Consider the following 19,496-nt stretch of genomic DNA (forward strand, 5'->3'; position numbering starts at 1 on the left):
CGTTCCAGGCAAGCACTCTGAGTGGGGAGATGAAGGTTGTGAGGGGCGCTGTGAAAACCGCGAGCGCGGGGCCTGCGGCAGGCGGCGGTGAGCCCGCGCAGCGCGATGTGGTCCTGTCCTTCGTGGGGTCCCAGGCCACGGTGCGGAAGTCGGGAATGGTCTTCCCGGAGAACCTGCCGGAGCGGTCCTGGGAGCGGATCGGCAGCAATCTGCGCGAGTTGGTGAACTCCTCCGCGTGGTGGCTCGCCGACTGGCTGATCTACGGGGAGACCACCTACGGCTGGCGGCGGTACAAGGAGGCCATCGAGCGGACCGGGCTGGACTACCAGACCCTGCGCAACTACGCGTGGGTGGCCCGGCGGTTCGAGCACCACCGCAGGCGCGACGGCCTCAGCTTCGCCCACCACGCCGAGGTGACCCGCCTGTCGCCGCCGGAGCAGGACTACTGGCTGCGCAAGGCCGAACAGCAGAAGTGGTCGCGCAACGAGCTGCGCCGGGCGGTCCGCGCCAGCCTGGCCGTGCAGAGCGACACCGCCGAGGTCCCCGCGGGCGGCGCCGACGAGCAGCGGGAGGTGCCGCGGCTGGCCGAGTCGGCCGCCGAGAAGCGGCGGCAGAAGGTCACCACGCTCACCATCGAGCTGTCCGCGGACCAGCTCGAGCACTACTCGAAGGCGGCTGCCGCGCACGGCATGCCCGTCGACAAGTGGGTGGCCCGGATGCTCGAGACCGCCGATCTCCCCGCCGCCGAACGGCGCACCGCCTAGCGGCGTCCCGCCCGGCGCCCCGCGCCCGGCGGCCCGCCCCACCGGACACCTCTCACATCGGAGCCAGTTGATGATCCTTCAGGGAAAGCGGGTCGCCCTGCCCTCCGCGCCCGTCGTCCACAAGCAGTTCGAGTCGCACGTGGCGGCCACCCCCGACGCCGTCGCCGTCGTCCACGCCGGCCGGCAGCTGACGTACGCGGAGCTGGACGCGAAGGCGAACCGTTTCGCGCACTTTCTCCTCGCCCGCGGACACGGCCGGGGCGCGAAGGTCGGCGTCTGCCTCGACTACTCGCCCGACATGCTCGTCGCCATCCTCGGCACGCTGAAGGCGGGCGCGGCCTACGTGCCGTTCGACCCCGCCTACCCGGCGGCGCGCCTGCAGTTGCTGCTGGGCCAGGTCCCCGGCCTCGCCCTGATCGCGGTCTCCCCGGCGACCGCCCGGATGGTCGAGTCGGCGGGCGTCGAGACCGTCGACCTGGAACAGCTCGCCGGCCACCTGGCGGACCTGCCGGCCACCGCGCCCGACACCGACGTCACCGGGGACGACGTGTGCTACGCCGTCTTCACCTCCGGGTCGACCGGGACGCCGAAGCTGACGGCGGTGCGGCACGAGGGCTGGTTCAACCTCATGAACTGGCTGAAGATCGAGTACGGCCTGCACAGCGGCTCGCACAACCTGGTCGTCAGCGCCTTCGGCTTCGACCTCTCCCAGCGCGCCCTGATGACGCCGCTGTTCTGCGGCGCCACCCAGTACCTCCTGGCCAGCCGCAACTTCGACGCCATGATGGCCTACCGCGTCCTGACCGAGCACGACATCCGCGTGGTGCACTGCGCCTCCAGCACCCTGTACGTGCTCGTGGACTGGGAGACCGCCCGCGGCGGCGACGCCCTCACCCGGCTCGACTACGTCCTGTTCGGCGGCGAAGCGCTCAAGGCCGAACGGCTCACCGACTGGGCGCGGCGCGAGGGCAACACCTGCACCCTCCTGCACCAGTACGGCGTCGCCGAGTGCACGGACGTCGCGACCTCCTACGACCTCGCCGGCCACCGCCCCGGGGAGCAGGACGTCCCGCCCGTCGGCCGGCCCGCCTACAACACCGACATCCACCTCCTCGACGAGGACCTGCGCCACGTCGCGCCGGGCGAGCAGGGCGAGATCTGCATCGCCGGCGCCGGCGTCGGCGCGGGCTACCTCAACGCGGGCCCCGAGAACCGGAAGTTCACCACCGTCGAGGCCGGCGGCGAACAGGTCGGGATCTACCGCACGGGCGACCGCGGCTATGTGACCGAGGCCGGCGACCTCGTCGTCCTCGGCCGGATCGACGCCCAGGTCAAGGTGCGCGGCATGCGCATCGACCCCACCGACATCGAGCGCGCCCTCGCCCGGCTGGACGGCGTCCGGGAGGCCGCCGTGGTGGTCACCCCCACCGACGCCGGCGACGCCGAGCTGACCGCGTTCCTCGTCCCCGCCGGGGACGACCTCGACACGGACGACGTGCGCGCCCGTCTGCTGCGGACGCTGCCGCGGAACATGGTGCCCGCCCGCTTCCTGACCATCGCCCGGCTCCCGCTCAGCCCGCACGGAAAGGTCGACCGCGCGGCGCTGGCCGATGCCCGCCGCGAGCAGTACGCCGGCAGCGGCACGGCGGCCTGACCGGCGACCGGCGACGACAACCGAGAGGACAGCGATGATTGCCGACCGCGTGCGTGCCATCTGGTGCCGGGAGTTCCAGCGCGACGACATCTCCGTCGACGACGACTTCTTCGCCCTGGGCGGCCAGTCCCTGGTCATGGTGAGGATCCAGGGCGCCTACATCGAGGAACTGGGCGTGGAGGTCCCGATGGACCAGTTGTTCCTCAACCCGACGGTGGCGTCCATCTCCGCGTACATCGAATCCCAGGCTGCGACGACCGCGCCGTAGCCGCCCCGTGTCGAAAAACTACTGGTAAGAGAGGCGCGCCATGTACGACGTCATTGTCATAGGTGCCCGTTGTGCGGGATCGCCGACGGCCATGCTGTTCGCGCAGCAGGGCTACCGCGTCCTGCTCCTGGAGAAAGCGCGCTTCCCGCAGGACACGCTCTCCTCGCACTACCTGCACATGCAGGGCGTGGCGTTGCTCAACCGGTGGGGACTGCTCGACCGGATCCGCGAGTCGGGCGCCCAGCCGATCACCCACCAGATCTACCAGGGGCCCGACGTCCGCATCGAGGGCTTCTCCCTGCCCATCGACGGCCTGACGACCACCTACGCGCCGCGTCGGTACGTGCTCGACCCGATCCTCGCCGAGGGCGCGGTGGCGGCCGGCGTGGAGTTCCGCCAGGGCTGCGCGGTCAAGGACCTGGTGTGGGAGGACGACCGGGTCGTCGGAGTGCGGTACACGACGCCCGGCGGCACCGAGGCGACGGACCGGGCCCGCCTGGTCGTCGGCGCGGACGGCATGCGCTCACTGGTGGCCCGCAAGGCCGGCGCCGAGAACGTCATCGAGCACCCGCGCATGACCACCACCTACTACAGCTACTGGTCGGGGGTCCCCGCCGACTTCGAGCTGTACGAGCGTCCGGGCCGCTGGATCGGCGTGCTGCCCACCAACGACGACCTGACGCTGCTCATGGCGTACTTCCCGCAGGCCGACTACAACCAGGTCCGCAAGAACGTCGAACCCGCCTACCTCGACGCGTTCCGCACCACGGCCCCCGAGCTGTACGAGCGGATGCAGTCGGGCAAGCGCGAGGAGCAGCTCTACGGCACGGGCCACCAGGAGAACTACTTCCGCAAGGCCTACGGCCCCGGCTGGGTGCTGGTCGGCGACGCCGTGAACCACAAGGACTCCATCACTGCCCGCGGCATCACCGAGGCCTTCGTGCAGGCCCAGTCCCTCACCGACCTCATCGGGGACCGGCTGCACGAGGACGCCGCGCTCGGTACGGCGCTCAGGCGCTACGAGAACGAGCTGGGCAACGAGGCCCTCAACCACTACCAGGGCGCGCTCAACGTCGCCGAACTGAAGCCCGAGGGACGCACGGAGATGCTCCGCAAGCTGGTCGGACACCAGGAGCACATCAACCGGTACTTCTCGACGCTGTCCGGGGCCATTTCCATCGACGACTTCTACAACGACGAACTCCTGACCCTCCTCGACCAGAGCTGAGCGACGACCCCGCTTGTCTGGTTCGCCGATTTTGGAGACACAATGATCCCGTTGTCGTTCGCGCAGCGCCGGCTGTGGTTCGTGGACCGGTTCGAAGGCCCCTCGCCGACCTACAACGGCGCGTTCGCCCTGCGGCTGACCGGTGAGCTGGACGTGGACGCCCTCACTGCGGCGCTCCGCGACGTCATCGACAGGCACGAGGTCCTCCGCACGGTGATCGTCGAGGGCGACGACGGCGTCCCGCACCAGCAGGTGCTGACGACCGGGGAGAAGCCGTTCGACCTGCCCGTCGTCGAGGCCGCCGAGGCCGGGCGGGCGGCAGCCGTCGAGGAGGTGGCCACCGAGACCTTCGACCTGGCCGCCGACGTACCGATCCGCGCCCGGCTGGTGCGCAGCGCACCGCAGGACCACACCCTCGTCGTCGTCGCGCACCACATCGCCGTGGACGGCGAGTCCTTCGGGCCGCTCTTCAGCGACCTCACCACGGCCTACGCGGCGCGCAGGGAGGGCCGGGCCCCGGCATGGGAGCCGCTGCCGGTGCAGTACGCGGACTACACGCTGTGGCAGCTCGACCTGCTGGGCGACGAGTCCGACCCGGAGAGCCTGGCGGCCCGGCAGCTGGAGTACTGGCGCGAGGCGCTGGCCGACCTGCCGCAGCCGCTGCCCCTGCCGACGGACCGCCCGCGCCCGAGGGTGATGAACCCCGACGGCGACCGGATCCCCTTCTCCCTCGACCCCGGCCTGCTGGAGGCCGTGGAGAAGCTGGCCGCCGAGCTGGACACCACGGTGTCGATGGTCATGCACTCGGCGCTCGCGGTGCTCCTGCAGCACCTCGGCTGCGGCGACGACGTGCCCATCGGCGCGCCGATCACCGACCGCACCGACGAGGACCTGCGCGACCTGGTCGGGTTCTTCGTCAACACCTGGGTGCTGCGCGTCGACCTGAGCGGCACCCCCACCTTCCGCGAGCTGCTCCAGCGGGTGCGGGAGCGGTCCCTGGCCGCCTACGACAACCAGGACATGCCGTTCGAGCGGCTGGTGGAGCTGCTCAACCCGCACCGCTCCACCGCCTACAACCCGTTCTTCCAGGTCATGCTCTCCTGGCAGCCTCCCGTGCCGCCGCTGCAACTGCCCGGCCTCGGCGTCCACGTCGAGCGGCTGGAGACCGGCACCGCCAAGTTCGACCTCTTCTTCGACCTGCTGCCCAACAGCGCCGGCGGGGCCGACTGCCGACTGGAGTACGCCACCGGCCTCTTCGACCGGGAGACCGCCGAGAGCATCGCCGAACGGTTCGTCCGCGTCCTGGGCCGGCTCGTGGCCGACCCCGAGCGCGCCGTCGCCACCGTCGACGTCCTCGACCCGGCCGAGCGGGACCACTGGCTCACCCGGGCCGCCGACACCGCGGCCGAGCTGCCCGAACTGACGGTCCCCGAGCTGTTCGAGCGGCAGGCCGCCGCCACGCCCGGCGCCCCGGCGCTCGTGTGCGACGGCCGGGCCCTGACCTACCGGGAGCTGGACGAGCGGGCGAACGGTGTCGCCTGGGAGCTGATCCGGCGCGGAGCCGGCCCCGAGGACCTGGTGGTCCTCGCGCTGCCGCGCACCGAGGACCTCGTCGCCGGCCTGCTCGGCATCCTCAAGTCCGGCGCCGGATACGTGCCGATGGACCCGCAGTACCTCAGCGGACGGGCACAGACCGTGCTGTCCGAGGCCCGCCCGCGGTTCGCGGTCACCGACACCGCGACCTGGCGGGAGCTGCCGCCGAGCGACATCACACCGGTCGTTCTCGACGACCGCGCCCAATGGAACACCCCCGCCGGGGCCCCCGACGACACCGCCCGGACCGCGCCACTGGGCCCGGACAACCTGGCGTACGTGATGTACACCTCCGGCTCCACCGGCAAGCCGAAGGGCGCGGCGATCACCCACCGCAACGTCGTCAACGGCGTGCGGGAACTGGTCCGCGTCCTCGACACCCCGCCCGGCTGGCGGATGCCGGCCGGCACCTCGGTCAACTTCGACGTGTCGGTCTTCGAGCTGCTGACCACCCTGACCACCGGGGGCACGGCCGAGATCCTCCCGAACGCGCTGGCGCTCGGAGAACGGGACCGCATCGACGGCCACATCGTCAGCGGCGTGCCCTCGGTGCTGGGGGAACTGGTCGGCCACCTGGACAAGGCGGCCGACGTGCGCACCGTCGTCTTCGCCGGCGACGTGCTCCCGGCCCGGCTGGTCCGGCAGGTCCGCGAGGCCCTGCCCGGCGCCCGGATCGTCAACTCCTACGGCCAGAGCGAGAGCTTCTACGCCACCACCTACTCCCTCGCCCCCGACGAGGAGTGGCCCGACGGCGACGTCGCTCCCATCGGAACCCCGCTGGGCAACATGCGCGCCTACGTCCTCGGCCCGGGCCTCGCCCCCGCACCGCAGGGCGTGGTCGGCGAGCTGTACGTGGCCGGGGCCTGCGTGGGCCGCGGCTACCACGGCCGGCCGGGCCTGACCGCCGAACGCTACGTACCGAGCCCCTTCGGCCCGGCCGGCGAGCGGATGTACCGCACCGGCGACCTGGCCCGCTGGAACGCGCGCGGCCGGCTCGAGTGCGTCGGCCGCGGCGACGGCCAGGTGAAGGTGCGTGGCTTCCGTATCGAGACGGCCGAGGTCGAGGCGGTCATCGCCGGGCACCCCGGCATCAGCGAGGCCGTCGTGATCGGCCGGGAGCTGCCCTCGGGCGGCAAGCAGCTCGTCGCGTACGTGGTGCACACCGGCGAGGGAGCCGTCGGCGACGACGGCGTCGGCGGCATCGGCGACGTCGACGTGCAGTCCGGGGCCTCCGCCGCCGAGCTGCGCAAGTTCACCGCGGCACGGCTGCCCGACTACATGGTGCCGTCGGCGTTCGTCGCCCTCGGCAGGCTGCCGCTCGGGCCGACCGGCAAGCTGGACCGCTCGGCACTGCCCGAGCCGGAGTTCCTCGGCGAGACCTACCGCGAGCCCCGCACCGAGGCCGAGAAGATCATCACGGGCGCCTACGCGGACGTCCTCGGCGTGGACCGGGTCGGCGCCGACGACGACTTCTTCGCGGTCGGCGGGGACAGCCTGCGCTCCATCCAGGTGGTGGCGCGGGCCCGCGCCAAGGGCCTGGAGCTGACCACCCGGGAGATCTTCGAGTGCCGCACGGCGGCCCGGCTGGCCGAGGTGGCCGCCGACCGACGCGACCGGGCGCCCGTGCTCGCCGAACTCGACGGCGGCGGCGTCGGCCCGATGCCGCTGCAGCCGGTGGCCCGGCAGGTGTTCGAGCACGGCGGCGGCACCGACCGGTTCGCCATGTCGATGGTGCTGGAACTGCCCGAGGGCATCGATGCCGACGGCCTCGCCGCGACCCTGGACGCCGTACTCGAACGGCACGACCTGCTGCGCGCCCGGCTGGTGCGCGGCGACGAGCCCGCCCTCCTCGTAGGGGAGCCCGGCACCGTCCGCGCCGCGGACCTGATCCGCCGGGTCGACTGCGACGGCCGCTGGGACGAGCCGGCCGCGCTCGATGCGGCCAGGGCGGAACTGGACGACGCCGTCGGGCGCCTGGCCCCCGAGTCCGGCACCATGGCGGACTTCGTCTGGTTCGCCCCCGGCACCGGCCGGGGCCGACTGCTGGTGGTGCTGCACCACCTGGTCGTGGACGGCGTCTCCTGGCGCATCCTCATGTCGGACCTCGCCGAGGCCTGGCAGCAGGTCCGCTCCGGCAGGGCACCCGAGCTGCCGGCGGTCGGCACGTCGGCCCGGCGCTGGGCGTCGGCGCTGGAGGACGAGGCGTACTCCCCGGAGCGGGAGGCGGAACTGGCCCACTGGCAGAACGTACTGGAGCAGTCCGACCCGCCGCTGGGCACGCGGCCGTTCGACCCGGAGGTGGACGTCTGGTCCACGGTCGACACCGTGCGCGTGGAGCTGCCCGCCGACGTCACCGAGGCGGTGCTGAGCACCCTGCCCACGGCGTTCCGGGGCACCGGCACCGACGTGCTGCTCGCCGCGCTCGCCCTGGCGATGAACCGGTGGCGCGGCGCGGACGCCTCGACCCTGGTCCGCCTGGAGGGCCACGGCCGCGAGGAGGACGCCGTCCCCGGCGCCGACCTCTCCCGCACCATCGGCTGGTTCACCAGCATGTACCCGGCCCGCGTCGACGTCCGGGACGTGGACCTGGCCGACGTGCTGGCGGGCGGTGCCGCCGCCGGCCGGGCCGTCAAGCTGGTCAAGGAGCAGCTGCGCGCGGTCCCCGGCAAGGGCATCGGGTACGGGCTGCTGCGCTGGCTGAACGAGGAGACCGGCGAACAGCTCGCCGACTGCCCGGTGCCGCAGATCGGCTTCAACTACCTCGGCCGGATCTCCGACTCCGACGTCCCCGAGCACCTGCGCGCCGAGGGATGGGGACCGGCGTCCTGGTCCGCGGAGCTGATCGCCCTGCCCGACCCGGACCTGCCGGCCCTGTCCGCGCTGGAGGTCAACTCGGTCGCCACCGACACCCCCGAGGGCCCCCGGCTGCAGGCGGCCTTCATGTTCCCCACCGGCGTCCTCTCCCGCGAGCGGACCACGGAACTGGCCGAGCTGTGGACCGAGGTGCTGCGGGGCATGGCCGCGTACGCCGCGCGCCCCGGCATCGGAGGGCTCACCCCCGCCGACGCCCCGCTGGTCCCGGTGCGGCAGTACGAGATCGAGGCGTGGGAGGAGCGGTACGGCCGGCTGACCGAGGTGTGGCCGCAGGCCCCCGGACAGTCGGGCATCCAGTTCCAGGCCGCGCTCGCCGAGGGATCGTTCGACGTCTACCACATGCAGTTCGCGCTGCACCTGTCCGGGCACGTCGACCCCGACCGCATGCGGGCCGCCGGGCAGACGCTGCTGGAGCGGTACCCGAACCTGCGCGCCGCGTTCCTCACCACCGACGAGGGCGACCCGGTGCAGGTCGTGCCGGAGCACGTCGACATCCCCTGGCGGCACCTGGACCTGACCGGCCTGAGCGAGGCCGAGCAGGACGCGGCGCTCGACCGTGCCCTGGCCGACGACCGGGCCGACCAGCTCGACCCCGCCCGGCCGCCGCTGATCCGCCTGGCGCTGCTGACCTGCGGGCCGCAGCGGGCCAAGCTCATCGTCACCGCGCACCACACCCTGTTCGACGGCTGGTCCTCGCCGATGGTGATCACGGACCTGATCCGGCTGTACTCCGGCACCCAGGAGCTGACGCCGGTCCGCAACTACGGCGACTACCTGGCCTGGCTGTCCACGCAGGACCAGACGGTCTCCGAGGCGCGGTGGAAGGCCGAGCTGGACGGGTTCGACCAGCCGACCCTCGTCGCCCCGAACGCCGCCCTGAAGGGCACGGCGTCCGCCCTCGGCCGGGTCGAGGTACCGCTGTCGATCGACAAGGGCCGCGAACTCGCCCGCCGCGCCGCCGAGCTGGGCGTCACCCTGAACACGCTGCTGCAGGGCGCGTGGGCGATCCTGCTGTCGCAGCTCACCGGGCAGCACGACGTGGTCTTCGGCGCCGCCGTCAACGGCCGTCCGGCCGACCTGGTCGGCTCCGACGAGATGGTCGGCCTGTTCATCAACACCCTGCCGACCCGCGTCGTCTGCGGCGCCGACCACACCATGGGCGAGGTCATCACCGACCTTCAGGACCGGCAGACCGCCCTGCTCGACCACCACCACTACGGACTGGCCGACATCCAGCGCAGCGTCGGACTGCCCGCCCTGTTCGACACGCTGATCGTGTTCGAGAACTACCCGATCGACCGCGAAGGCATGGTCGAGGCCAACACCTCGGCGGGCTTCACCATCGACGGCATCCGCCCCTTCGCGGGCTCGCACTACCCGCTCACCCTCAACTCCTCAGACCCCTACCTGCGACTCTCCCTCGACTACCAGAACAACCTCTACGACCGCGAGGCGGCCGAGGAGATCGCCGCCCGGCTCGTGCGGGTCCTCGACCAGCTCCTCGCCGACCCGGCCACGCGCCTCGGCGACATCGACGTCCTCGGCGAGCAGGAGCGCGACTGGCTGTTGCGCGAGGTGAACGACACCGCCGAGCCGGCCCTGGACGCGGGCGGCCTGATGGAGGCGGTGCGCCGGCAGGCGGAGGCCACCCCCGAGGCCCTCGCCGTCGCCGCCGAGGACACCTCGCTCACGTACGCGGAACTGGAGGAGCGCGCCAACCGGCTGGCGCACTGGCTGATCGACCGCGACGTCCGGCCCGAGTCGCTGGTGGCCGTGCGGCTGCCGCGGTCCGCGCAGCTCGTCGTCGCGCTGCTGGCGGTGCTGAAGACCGGCGCCACCTACGTCCCGATCGACCCGGACCACCCGCGCTCCCGGATCGATCACATCCTCGAGGACGCCCGCCCCGCGCTCGTGCTCGACGCCGACACGCTCGCCGGGGCCGACTGCTCGGGCCACCCGGCCACGGCGCCCGCCGTGACCGTCCGCCCGGACAACGCGGCGTACGTCATCTACACCTCGGGCTCGACGGGCAAGCCCAAGGGTGTGTCGGTCACCCACCGGGGACTCGCCAACTTCCTGGCCACCATGCGGCGGCGGTTCCCGCTGGCCCCCTCCGACCGGCTGCTCGCCGTGACGACGGTCTCGTTCGATATCGCGGGACTGGAGCTGTACCTGCCGCTGATCTCCGGGGCGGCGGTGGTGCTGGCGGGCAAGGAGACCGTCTCCCAGCCCTCGGCCGTGCGGGAGGTGATGCGCCGTCACCAGGTGACCGTCGTCCAGGCGACACCGGCGTTCTGGCAGATCCTGCTGATGGAGGAGCCCGACGGCGCCACGGGCCTGCGGATCCTGGTCGGCGGGGAGGCCCTGCCGCCGCAGCTTGCCGAGGCCCTCGCCGGACAGGCGGCCGAGGTGGCCAACGTCTACGGCCCGACCGAGACGACGATCTGGTCCACCAGCGCCCCGGTCGAGACCGGAGGCGTCCCCTCCATCGGGACGCCGATCGGCAACACCCAGGTGTACGTGCTCGACGCCCGGCTGCAGCCCGTCCCGCGCGGGGTGCGGGGCGAGCTGTACATCGCCGGCGACGGCCTGGCCCGCGGCTACCAGGGCCGGCCGGACCTCACCGTGGGCCGGTTCGTGGCCTGCCCGTTCGGCGCGCCCGGCACGCGGATGTACCGCACCGGTGACCTGGTGCGCTGGCGCGAGGACGGCCGGCTGGAGTACATCGGGCGCACCGACTTCCAGGTGAAGATCCGGGGCTTCCGCATCGAGCTGGGCGAGATCGAGCACGTCCTGGCCGAGCACCCCGCCGTGGCGCAGGCGGTCGCCCTGGTACGGGAGGACCGCCCCGGCGACCAGCGGCTGGTCGCGTACGTGGTGCCGGCCGGCAAGGCCCACCCGGACGGGCTCGACCTCGCGCCCCTGGCGGAACTGCTGCGCCGGCGCCTGCCGGAGTACATGGTGCCGTCGGCGATCGTGCCGCTCGCCGAGTTCCCGACCAACCCGAGCGGAAAGCTCGACCGCGGCGCGCTGCCCGCCCCCGACCAGGGCAGGGCCGAGCCCGGACGACGGCCCCGCAACGCCACCGAGGAAGCCCTGTGCCGCCTCTTCGCCGACCTGCTCGGCAGGGAGGAGATCGGCATCGACGACGACTTCTTCGGCAACGGCGGCCACTCCCTGCTGGCCACCCGGCTCAGCGGGCGCATCCGCAACCAGTTCGGCGTCGACTCCAAGGTCACGATGGTGTTCCGCAACCCGACCGTCGCTCAACTGGCGGCGCGTATCGAGGAACTGACCGCGGACGATTCCCGGCCGCGCAAGAAGAACCGCCCCCAGCTGCGCCAGATGACCGTGTAGGAGTTTGCGCCGATGATTCCGCTGTCGTTCGCCCAACGCCGGCTGTGGTTCCTCCACCGTCTGGAAGGCCCGTCCGCGACCTACAACATCCCCTTCGTGCTGCGTCTGGAAGGGCCGCTGGACACGGCGGCCCTGGCCGCGGCCGTGACGGATGTCGTGACCCGGCACGAAACGCTGCGCACCCTCGTCGCCGAGAACGCCGACGGCACGCCCGAGCAGCGGATCCTGCCCCCGCAGGAGGCGGCCGTCCCGTTCCGGGTGCTCGACGTGGCGGCGGGCGCGGTGGACGCCGCGCTGGGCGAGGTGCTGCGCGAGGGGTTCGACCTGGAGACGGAGCTGCCGCTGCGCACCACCGTCTTCCGGGTCTCCCCGCAGGAGCACGTCGTCGCGTTCGTGTTCCACCACATCGCGGTGGACGGCGCCTCCATGGCGCCGTTCCTCGAGGGGCTGGTGTCGGCGTACGCGGCCCGTCACCGGGGCGGTGCCCCGCAGTGGGCGCCGCTGCCCGTGCAGTACAAGGACTACACGCTGTGGCAGCGGGAGGTGCTGGGCGACGAGGCGGACCCGGAGTCGGTGGCCGCGGCGCAGATCGACTACTGGCGCCAGGAGCTGGAGGGGGTGCCGCAGCCGGTCCAGCTCCCCCTGGACCGGCCCCGCCCGACGATGTCCGACCACCGCGGCGGACACGTTTCCTTCGAGCTGGAACCCGAGCTGCTCACCGGGCTGGGGAGGCTGGCCGCCGAGCGCGGTGCCACGCCGCCGATGGCGGCCCAGGCCGCGTTGGCGGTGCTGCTGCACAAGCTGGGCGGCGGCACCGACCTGACGATCGGCAGCCCCATCGAGGGGCGCGCCGACGAGCAGCTCGACGATCTGATCGGGTTCTTCGTCAACACCTGGGTGCTGCGCGCCGACCTGTCGGGCAACCCGTCGTTCGGCGAGCTGCTGGAGCAGGTGCGGGACAAGGCCCTCGCCGCCTACGACAACCAGGACATCCCGTTCGAGCGCCTGGTGGAGCTGCTGGGCCCGGAACGCGCCACCTCCTACCAGCCGCTGTTCCAGGTCATGCTGGCCTGGCAGTTCGTGTGGCCGCCCATCGAGATGCCGGGGCTGCGGGCGACGCCCGTCGCGGCGGATACCGGGACCGCCAAGTTCGACCTGTTCCTCAACGTCGTCCCGCACGCGGACGGGGGCGCCTACGGGCGGCTGGAGTACGCGACGGGACTGTTCGACCCCGCCACGGCCCGGGCGATCGTCGACCGCTTCGTGCGCGTGCTGCGCCAGGTGGTCGCCGACCCCGGGGCACCGCTGGCCTCCGTGGACGTCCTCACCGACGCCGAACGGGACCTGCTGAGGCGGGTCAACGACACGGCGGGCCCGGTGCGGGGATCCACGGTGCCGGAGCTGGTCGCCGCCCAGGCGGCCCGTACCCCCGACGCGACCGCTGTGGTGTCCGCGGACACCACACTGACGTACCGGGAACTGGACGACCGCGCCGGCCGGCTCGCCGCGGTGCTGCGGGAGCACGGCGTCGGACCGGACGTCCTGGTCGCCGTGGCCCTGCCGCGCTCCGCCGACCTGGTGACCGGGATGCTCGCCGTGCTCAAGGCCGGCGGCGCCTACCTGCCGGTCGACCCCGGCTACCCGTCCTCGCGGATCGGCCTGCTGCTCGACACCGCCCGTCCCGCGTTGGTGCTGACCGGCGGTGAGGCGGCGGCCGGCGTGGCCGGCTGCCCGGCGCCGGTGCTCCGCCTGGAGGGCCTGAGCCTCGACGGCCCCGGCCCCGAGGCCCCCGGCGTCCGCGTCTCGGCGGACGACCTGGCCTACGTGATGTTCACCTCCGGCTCGACCGGCACCCCCAAGGGCGTCGCCGTCACGCACGGCGCCGTCGTCAACGGTGTGCGGGACCTGCGCCGCACCGTCGGCGTCGAGGCGGGGTCCCGGATGCTCGCCGCGACGTCGGTGAACTTCGACGTCTCCGTCTTCGAGATCTTCACGGCCCTCACCACCGGGGCGACCGTGGAGGTCGTCCGCGACGTGCTCGAACTCGCCGAACGCGGCTCCTGGTCGGGCACCACCGTCAGCGCCGTCCCCACGGTCTTCTCCGCGCTGCTCGACCAGCTCGCCGCCGGCCCCGGCGGCGGACTCGACGTGGAGACCGTCGTCTTCGCCGGCGAGGCCCTCACCGCCGACCTGGTGCGCAAGGTGCGCGACGCCCTGCCCGGCGTCCGCGTCGTCAACGCCTACGGGCAGACCGAGAGCTTCTACGCCACCACCCACACCCTCCCCGCGCAGCCGGACGGGACCGGCGCCGTCCCCGTCGGACGGCCCCTGGCCAACATGCGCGCCCACGTCCTCGGGCCGGATCTCGCCCCGGTGCCGCCCGGCGTCATCGGCGAGCTGTACGTCGCCGGCCGGCTCGCCCGCGGCTACCACCGGGGCGGCCGGGCCACCGCGGAGCGGTTCGTGCCCTGCCCGTTCGGCGAGCCCGGCGCGCGGATGTACCGCACCGGCGACCTCGCGCGGTGGGACGGCGACGGCCGGCTCCACTACGCGGGCCGCGCCGACACCCAGGTGAAGGTCAACGGCATCCGCATCGAGCCGAGCGAGATCGAGACCGTCCTCGCACAGCACCCCGCGGTCGGCCAGGCCGTGGTCACCGTGCGTCGGGACCCCGCCGGCACCGCGCGGCTCGTCGGCTACGTCGCCCCGTCCCGTGCCGCGGACGGCGGCACGCAGACGGGCCCCGTCCCGGCCGCGGAACTGCGGCGGTTCGCCGCCGGGCGGCTGCCGGACTACATGGTGCCCGCCGTGCTCGTGGTGCTGGACCGGCTGCCGCTGACCGCGAGCGGCAAGCTGGACCGGACCGCGCTGCCCGAGCCGGAGTTCACCGGCGCCGAGTACCGGGAGCCGCGCACCGAGACCGAGCGGATTTTGACCGAGGTGTACGCGGACGTGCTCGGCGCCGAACGCGTCGGCATCGACGACGACTTCTTCACCTGCGGCGGCGACAGCATCCGCTCCATCCAGGTCGTCGCGCGGGCCAAGGGGCGCGGCGTCGTGGTCAGCACGCGGGAGATCTTCGAGCACCGCACGGTCGTCCGGCTCGCGGAACTCGTCGAGGGCCGCGGTGAGGAGGAGCCGGTGCGCCTGGCCGAGCTGCCGGGCGGCGGCACCGGCTGGGCCCCGCTGCCGCCGACCGCGGCCCACGTCCTCGAACTCGGCGGTGGCATCGGCCGGTTCTGCATGTCGGCGCTGCTGACCCTGCCCGAGGGCATCGACCGCGCGGGGCTGGCCGCGACCCTGCAGGCCGTGCTGGACCGCCACGACGTCCTCAGGTCCCGCCTCGACCGCACCGAGCCGGGCCTGCGCATGTCCCCGGCCGGCAGCGTGGACGCCGGCCTCCTGGTGCGCGAGGTCCCCTACGACGGCGCCGACGTACAGGCCGAACTGGACGCGGCGGCGGACCGGCTGGACCCCGAAGCGGGCGTCATGGCGCAGTTCGTGCGCTTCACCTCCGCCACGGACACGGAAACGGACCGGTTGCTGATCGTCCTGCACCACCTGGTCGTCGACGGGGTGTCGTGGCGGATCCTGCTGCCGGACCTGGTGTCCGCCTGGCAGCGGGTCCGCGACGGCCTTCCCCCGCAGCAGGCCGGGGCGGGCACCTCGCTGCGCCGCTGGGCGCACGCGCTGGCCGACGAGGCGGCCACCCCCGAGCGGATGGCGGAACTGCCCCTGTGGCAGGAGATCCTGCGCGGCGAGGAGGTCGCGCTCGGCTCACGCGAGCTGGACCCCGCCCGCGATGTCGCGGCCACCGTGGACACCGTCCGCGTCCAGGTGCCGGCGGACGTCACCCGGACGCTGCTCGACACGGTGCCGTCGGTGTTCCGCGGCGGCGCCGACGACGGGCTGCTGGCCGCCCTGGCGCTGGCGCTGGTGCGCTGGCGCCGGACGCGCGGCGTGCCCGGGTCGACCGCGCTGGTCCGGCTGGAGGGACACGGCCGGGAGGAGCACGTGGTGCCCGGCGCCGACCTGTCCGGCACGGTCGGCTGGTTCACCGCCATGTACCCGGTCCGCCTGGACCTGGCCGGCGTCGACGTGGCGGACGCCTTCGCCGGCGGCCCGGCGGCCGGGCGGGCGGTCAAGGCCGTCAAGGAGCAGCTGCGGGCGATACCCGACAACGGCGTCGGCTACGGCCTGCTGCGCCACCTCAACCCCGGCACCGCCGCCGCGCTCACCGGGCAGCCCCTGCCTCAGATCGGGTTCAACTACCTCGGCAAGTCCTCCGGCGCGGACATCCCCGAGGAGCTGCGCGGCCAGGGCTGGACACCGGACACCGGCCACCGCGACCTGATCGCCGCGCCGGATCCGGACATGCCGGTGCTGTCCGCGCTGGAGATCAACGCGGTCGCCACCGCCACCCCCGCGGGCGACGAGCTGACCGCCTACTTCGGCTTCCCGACCGGTGTGCTCTCCCGCGCGGAGGTCACCGAGTTGGCCGGGCTGTGGGTGGAGGCGCTGACCGCCCTGGCCCGGCACGCCGCGGCTCCCGAGGCCGGCGGGCTGACCCCGAGCGACGCGTCCCTGGTCGACGTGAGCCAGGAGGAGATCGACACCTGGGAAGCCCGCTTCGGCCGGCTGACCGAGGTGTGGCCGGTGACGCCGGCGCAGTCCGGGATGCTGTTCCACACCATGCTGGCCGGGGCGTCGTCGTTCGACGCCTACCACATGCAGATGGTGTTCCACCTCTCCGGTGACATCGACCCGGAGCGGATGCGCCGCGCCGGGCAGGCGCTGCTGGACCGGCATGCCAACCTCCGCGCCGCGTACGTCGAGAAGGCGGACGGCGACGTGGTGCAGGTGATTCCGCGGCAGACGACGCTGCCCTGGCGGCACCTCGACCTGACCGCGGGCGGCGAGAGCGCACGCAGCGAGGCGTTCGAGCGGTTCCTCGCCGAGGACCGGGCCGCCCACTTCGACCGGGCCGCCCCGCCGCTGTTCCGGCTGTCCCTGGCCGTCCTCGGGCCCGACCGCACCGAACTGGTGATGACCGCCCACCACGTCCTGTTCGACGGCTGGTCCACGCCCCTGCTGATGCGGGACCTGCTGCTGCTCTACGCCTTCGACGGCGACCCGGCCGCCCTGCCGGCCGTGCGGAGCTACGGCGACTTCCTGACCTGGCGCGCACGGCAGGACGGGGAGGAGTCGGCCCGGGCCTGGGCGGCCGAGCTGGAGGGACTGCAGGAGCCCACCCTGCTCGTCCCCGGCGCGGAGGGCGCGGGCGACGCCGGTCTCGGCCAGGTCGAGGTCGCGCTGCCGCCCGAGGTGGCCCGTGGCATCGGCCGCAGCGCCGCCGAGCTGGGCGTCACCGTCAACAGCCTGGTGCAGGGCGCGTGGGCGCTGCTGCTCGGCCAGCTCACCGGCAGCCAGGACGTGGTGTTCGGCGCGACCGTCTCCGGGCGCCCGCCCGCGGTGACGGACGTGGAGTCGATGGTCGGGCTGTTCATCAACACCCTCCCCGTCCGCGTCCGGTACGCGCCCGGCGACACCCTCGCCGAGATCCTCACCCGGCTGCAGAACCGCCAGGCGGGCCTGCTGGAGCATCACCACCACGGGCTCACGGAGATCCAGCAGGCCACCGGTCTGCAGTCCCTCTTCGACACGCTGGTCGTCTTCGAGTCGTACCCGGTCGACCAGGAGGGCCTCGGCGCCGCCCTCGACGCCACCGCCGGGATCACCCTCACCGGCATGACCGCGGACACCGGCACCAACTACCCGCTGACCCTGATGGCGCTGGTCGAACCGCACCTCCAGCTCTCCCTCCAGTACGCCGAGGGCGTCCTGGACCGCGAGACGGTTCAGACGTACGCGGCCCGCCTCGTCCGGGTCATCGAGCAGCTCACCACCACTCCGGCGCTGCGGGCCGCGCGACTTCAGACCCTGGACCCGGCCGAACGTCACCGGCTGCTGGCCGGGTTCAACGACACGGCCGCCCCCACCCCCGACACCACGATCGGCGGGCTCGTCGAGGCGCAGGCGGCACGCACCCCGGACGAGACCGCCGTGGTCGCCGAGGGCGTGATGCTCACCTACCGCGAGGTCGACACCCGGGTCGGCCGGCTGGCGGCCGAACTGGTCCGCCGGGGCGTGGGCCCGGAGTCGGTGGTCGCGGTGGCGCTGCCGCGGTCGGCGGACTTGGTGGTCGCCCTGCTCGCGGTGCTGAAGGCGGGCGGCGCGTACTTGCCGGCCGACCCCCGGTACCCCGGCCACCGCCTGCGGGCCATCCTGGAGGAGGCGCGGCCGTGCCTGGTCCTGACGGACTCCGCGACGGCCGGGACCCTGCCGGAGCACGACGTCCCGGACCTGCTCCTCGACACCCTCGACCTCGCCGGGGGCCCCGCCGGCCCGCTGCCTCGGGTGCACGCGGAGCAACTGGCGTACGTGATGTACACCTCCGGCTCCACCGGCACGCCCAAGGGCGTCGCCATCACCCACGCCAACGTGGTCAACGGCGTGCTGCGGCTCGCCTCCCGCGTGGGGCTCGGACCGGGCAAGCGGATGCTGGCCGGCGCCTCCGTCAACTTCGACGTCTCGGCGTTCGAGATCTTCACCACGCTCGCCACCGGCGGCGTCGTCGAACTGGTCCGCGACGTACTGGTGCTGGGGGAGCGCAAGGGCTGGAGCGGCGCCGTCATCTCCACCGTGCCGTCCGCCTTCGCCGAACTCGTCGACCAGATCGCGGACCGCACCGGCGTGGAGACGCTCGTCTTCGCCGGCGAGGCCCTGCCCCTCCCGCTCGTCGAGAAGGTGCGGGACGCCTTCCCCGGGGTGCGGGTCGTCAACGCCTACGGGCAGAGCGAGTCGTTCTACGCCACCACCTGCACCGTCACCGGCGACACGCCGGACGGGTCGGGCAACGCGCCCGTCGGAACGCCGCTGGGCAACATGCGCGCCTATGTCCTCGGACCCGGCCTCGCCCCGGTGCCGCAGGGTGCGGTCGGCGAGTTGTACGTCGGCGGCAGCGTGGGCCGCGGCTACCACGGCCGCGCCGCACTGACCGTCGAGCGGTTCGTCGCCGACCCCTACGGCGCGCCCGGCTCGCGCATGTACCGCACCGGCGACCTGGCCCGCTGGAACGCAGACGGCCTGCTGGAGTACGTGGGCCGCGCCGACACGCAGGTCAAGGTGCGCGGTTTCCGCGTCGAACCCGGCGAGGTCGAGGCCGCGTTCACCGCGCATCCCGAGGTCGCCCAGGCCGCCGTCGTCGCCCGCGGGACCGGCGTCGGCAAACGGCTCGTCGCCTACGTCGTGCCGTCGGGGGAGACGACGACCGCGCAGGAGCTGCGCGATTTCGCCGCCGAGCGGCTGCCCGAGTTCATGGTGCCGTCCGCCCTCGTGCTCCTGGACCGGCTGCCGCTGATGCCCAACGGCAAGCTGGACCGGGCCGCGCTGCCCGAGCCGGAGTTCACCGGCGCCCCCTACCGCGAGCCCCGCACTCCCCGCGAGAAGGCCCTGGCCGAGCTGTTCGCCGAGGTGCTCGACGTGGAACGGGTCGGCCTCGACGACGGCTTCTTCACGCTCGGCGGGCACTCCCTGCTCGCCACCCGCCTGATCAGCCGCGCCCGTGCCGAGCTGGGCATCGAAATACCCATCCGCCAGGTCTTCGACCAGCCGACGGTCGCCGCGCTCGCCGCGTGGTCGGAGGAGTCGGCCGCTCCCCGTCGCCCCAGTATGCGCCAGATGTTCAATAAGGAGTGA

6 protein-coding genes are annotated in these 19,496 nt (G+C 73.3%); all 6 read left to right on the forward strand.

The window, feature by feature from the left end; genetic code table 11:
- Window positions 1-50 precede the first annotated feature (50 nt).
- The 6 genes from AB0G20_RS36410 (at window position 51) to AB0G20_RS36435 (ending at window position 19,496) form a co-directional block, all read left to right on the forward strand.
- Complete coding sequence (locus AB0G20_RS36410; protein ID WP_361310323.1) at window positions 51-764, forward strand: LmbU family transcriptional regulator; 714 nt, start codon at window positions 51-53, stop codon at window positions 762-764.
- Between the two features lie 70 nt (window positions 765-834).
- Complete coding sequence (locus AB0G20_RS36415) at window positions 835-2,418, forward strand: amino acid adenylation domain-containing protein (RefSeq protein WP_361310325.1); 1,584 nt, start codon at window positions 835-837, stop codon at window positions 2,416-2,418.
- Window positions 2,419-2,452: 34 nt separating this feature from the next.
- Entirely contained in the window at window positions 2,453-2,686 is a 234-nt protein-coding gene (locus AB0G20_RS36420) for a phosphopantetheine-binding protein (protein WP_361310328.1), read from the forward strand.
- 40 nt (window positions 2,687-2,726) lie between these two features.
- Complete coding sequence (locus AB0G20_RS36425) at window positions 2,727-3,914, forward strand: NAD(P)/FAD-dependent oxidoreductase (protein ID WP_361310330.1); 1,188 nt, start codon at window positions 2,727-2,729, stop codon at window positions 3,912-3,914.
- Between the two features lie 42 nt (window positions 3,915-3,956).
- On the forward strand, window positions 3,957-11,738 hold the full coding sequence (locus AB0G20_RS36430) for an amino acid adenylation domain-containing protein (RefSeq protein ID WP_361310332.1): 7,782 nt from the start codon (window positions 3,957-3,959) through the stop codon (window positions 11,736-11,738).
- A 12-nt stretch (window positions 11,739-11,750) separates the two neighbouring features.
- The gene (locus tag AB0G20_RS36435; protein WP_361310335.1) at window positions 11,751-19,496 is read left to right on the forward strand and encodes an amino acid adenylation domain-containing protein; all 7,746 of its coding nucleotides are present in this window, start codon (window positions 11,751-11,753) and stop codon (window positions 19,494-19,496) included.

This window comes from Streptomyces sp. NPDC024017 (genome assembly GCF_040638895.1).
GTDB lineage: Bacteria > Actinomycetota > Actinomycetes > Streptomycetales > Streptomycetaceae > Streptomyces.

Coding starts and splice junctions, on each gene's coding strand:
- AB0G20_RS36415 (WP_361310325.1), top strand. CDS start 835: ATGATCCTTCAGGGAAAGCGGGTCGCCCTGCCCTCCGCGCCCGTCGTC.
- AB0G20_RS36420 (WP_361310328.1), top strand. CDS start 2,453: ATGATTGCCGACCGCGTGCGTGCCATCTGGTGCCGGGAGTTCCAGCGC.
- AB0G20_RS36425 (WP_361310330.1), top strand. CDS start 2,727: ATGTACGACGTCATTGTCATAGGTGCCCGTTGTGCGGGATCGCCGACG.
- AB0G20_RS36430 (WP_361310332.1), top strand. CDS start 3,957: ATGATCCCGTTGTCGTTCGCGCAGCGCCGGCTGTGGTTCGTGGACCGG.
- AB0G20_RS36435 (WP_361310335.1), top strand. CDS start 11,751: ATGATTCCGCTGTCGTTCGCCCAACGCCGGCTGTGGTTCCTCCACCGT.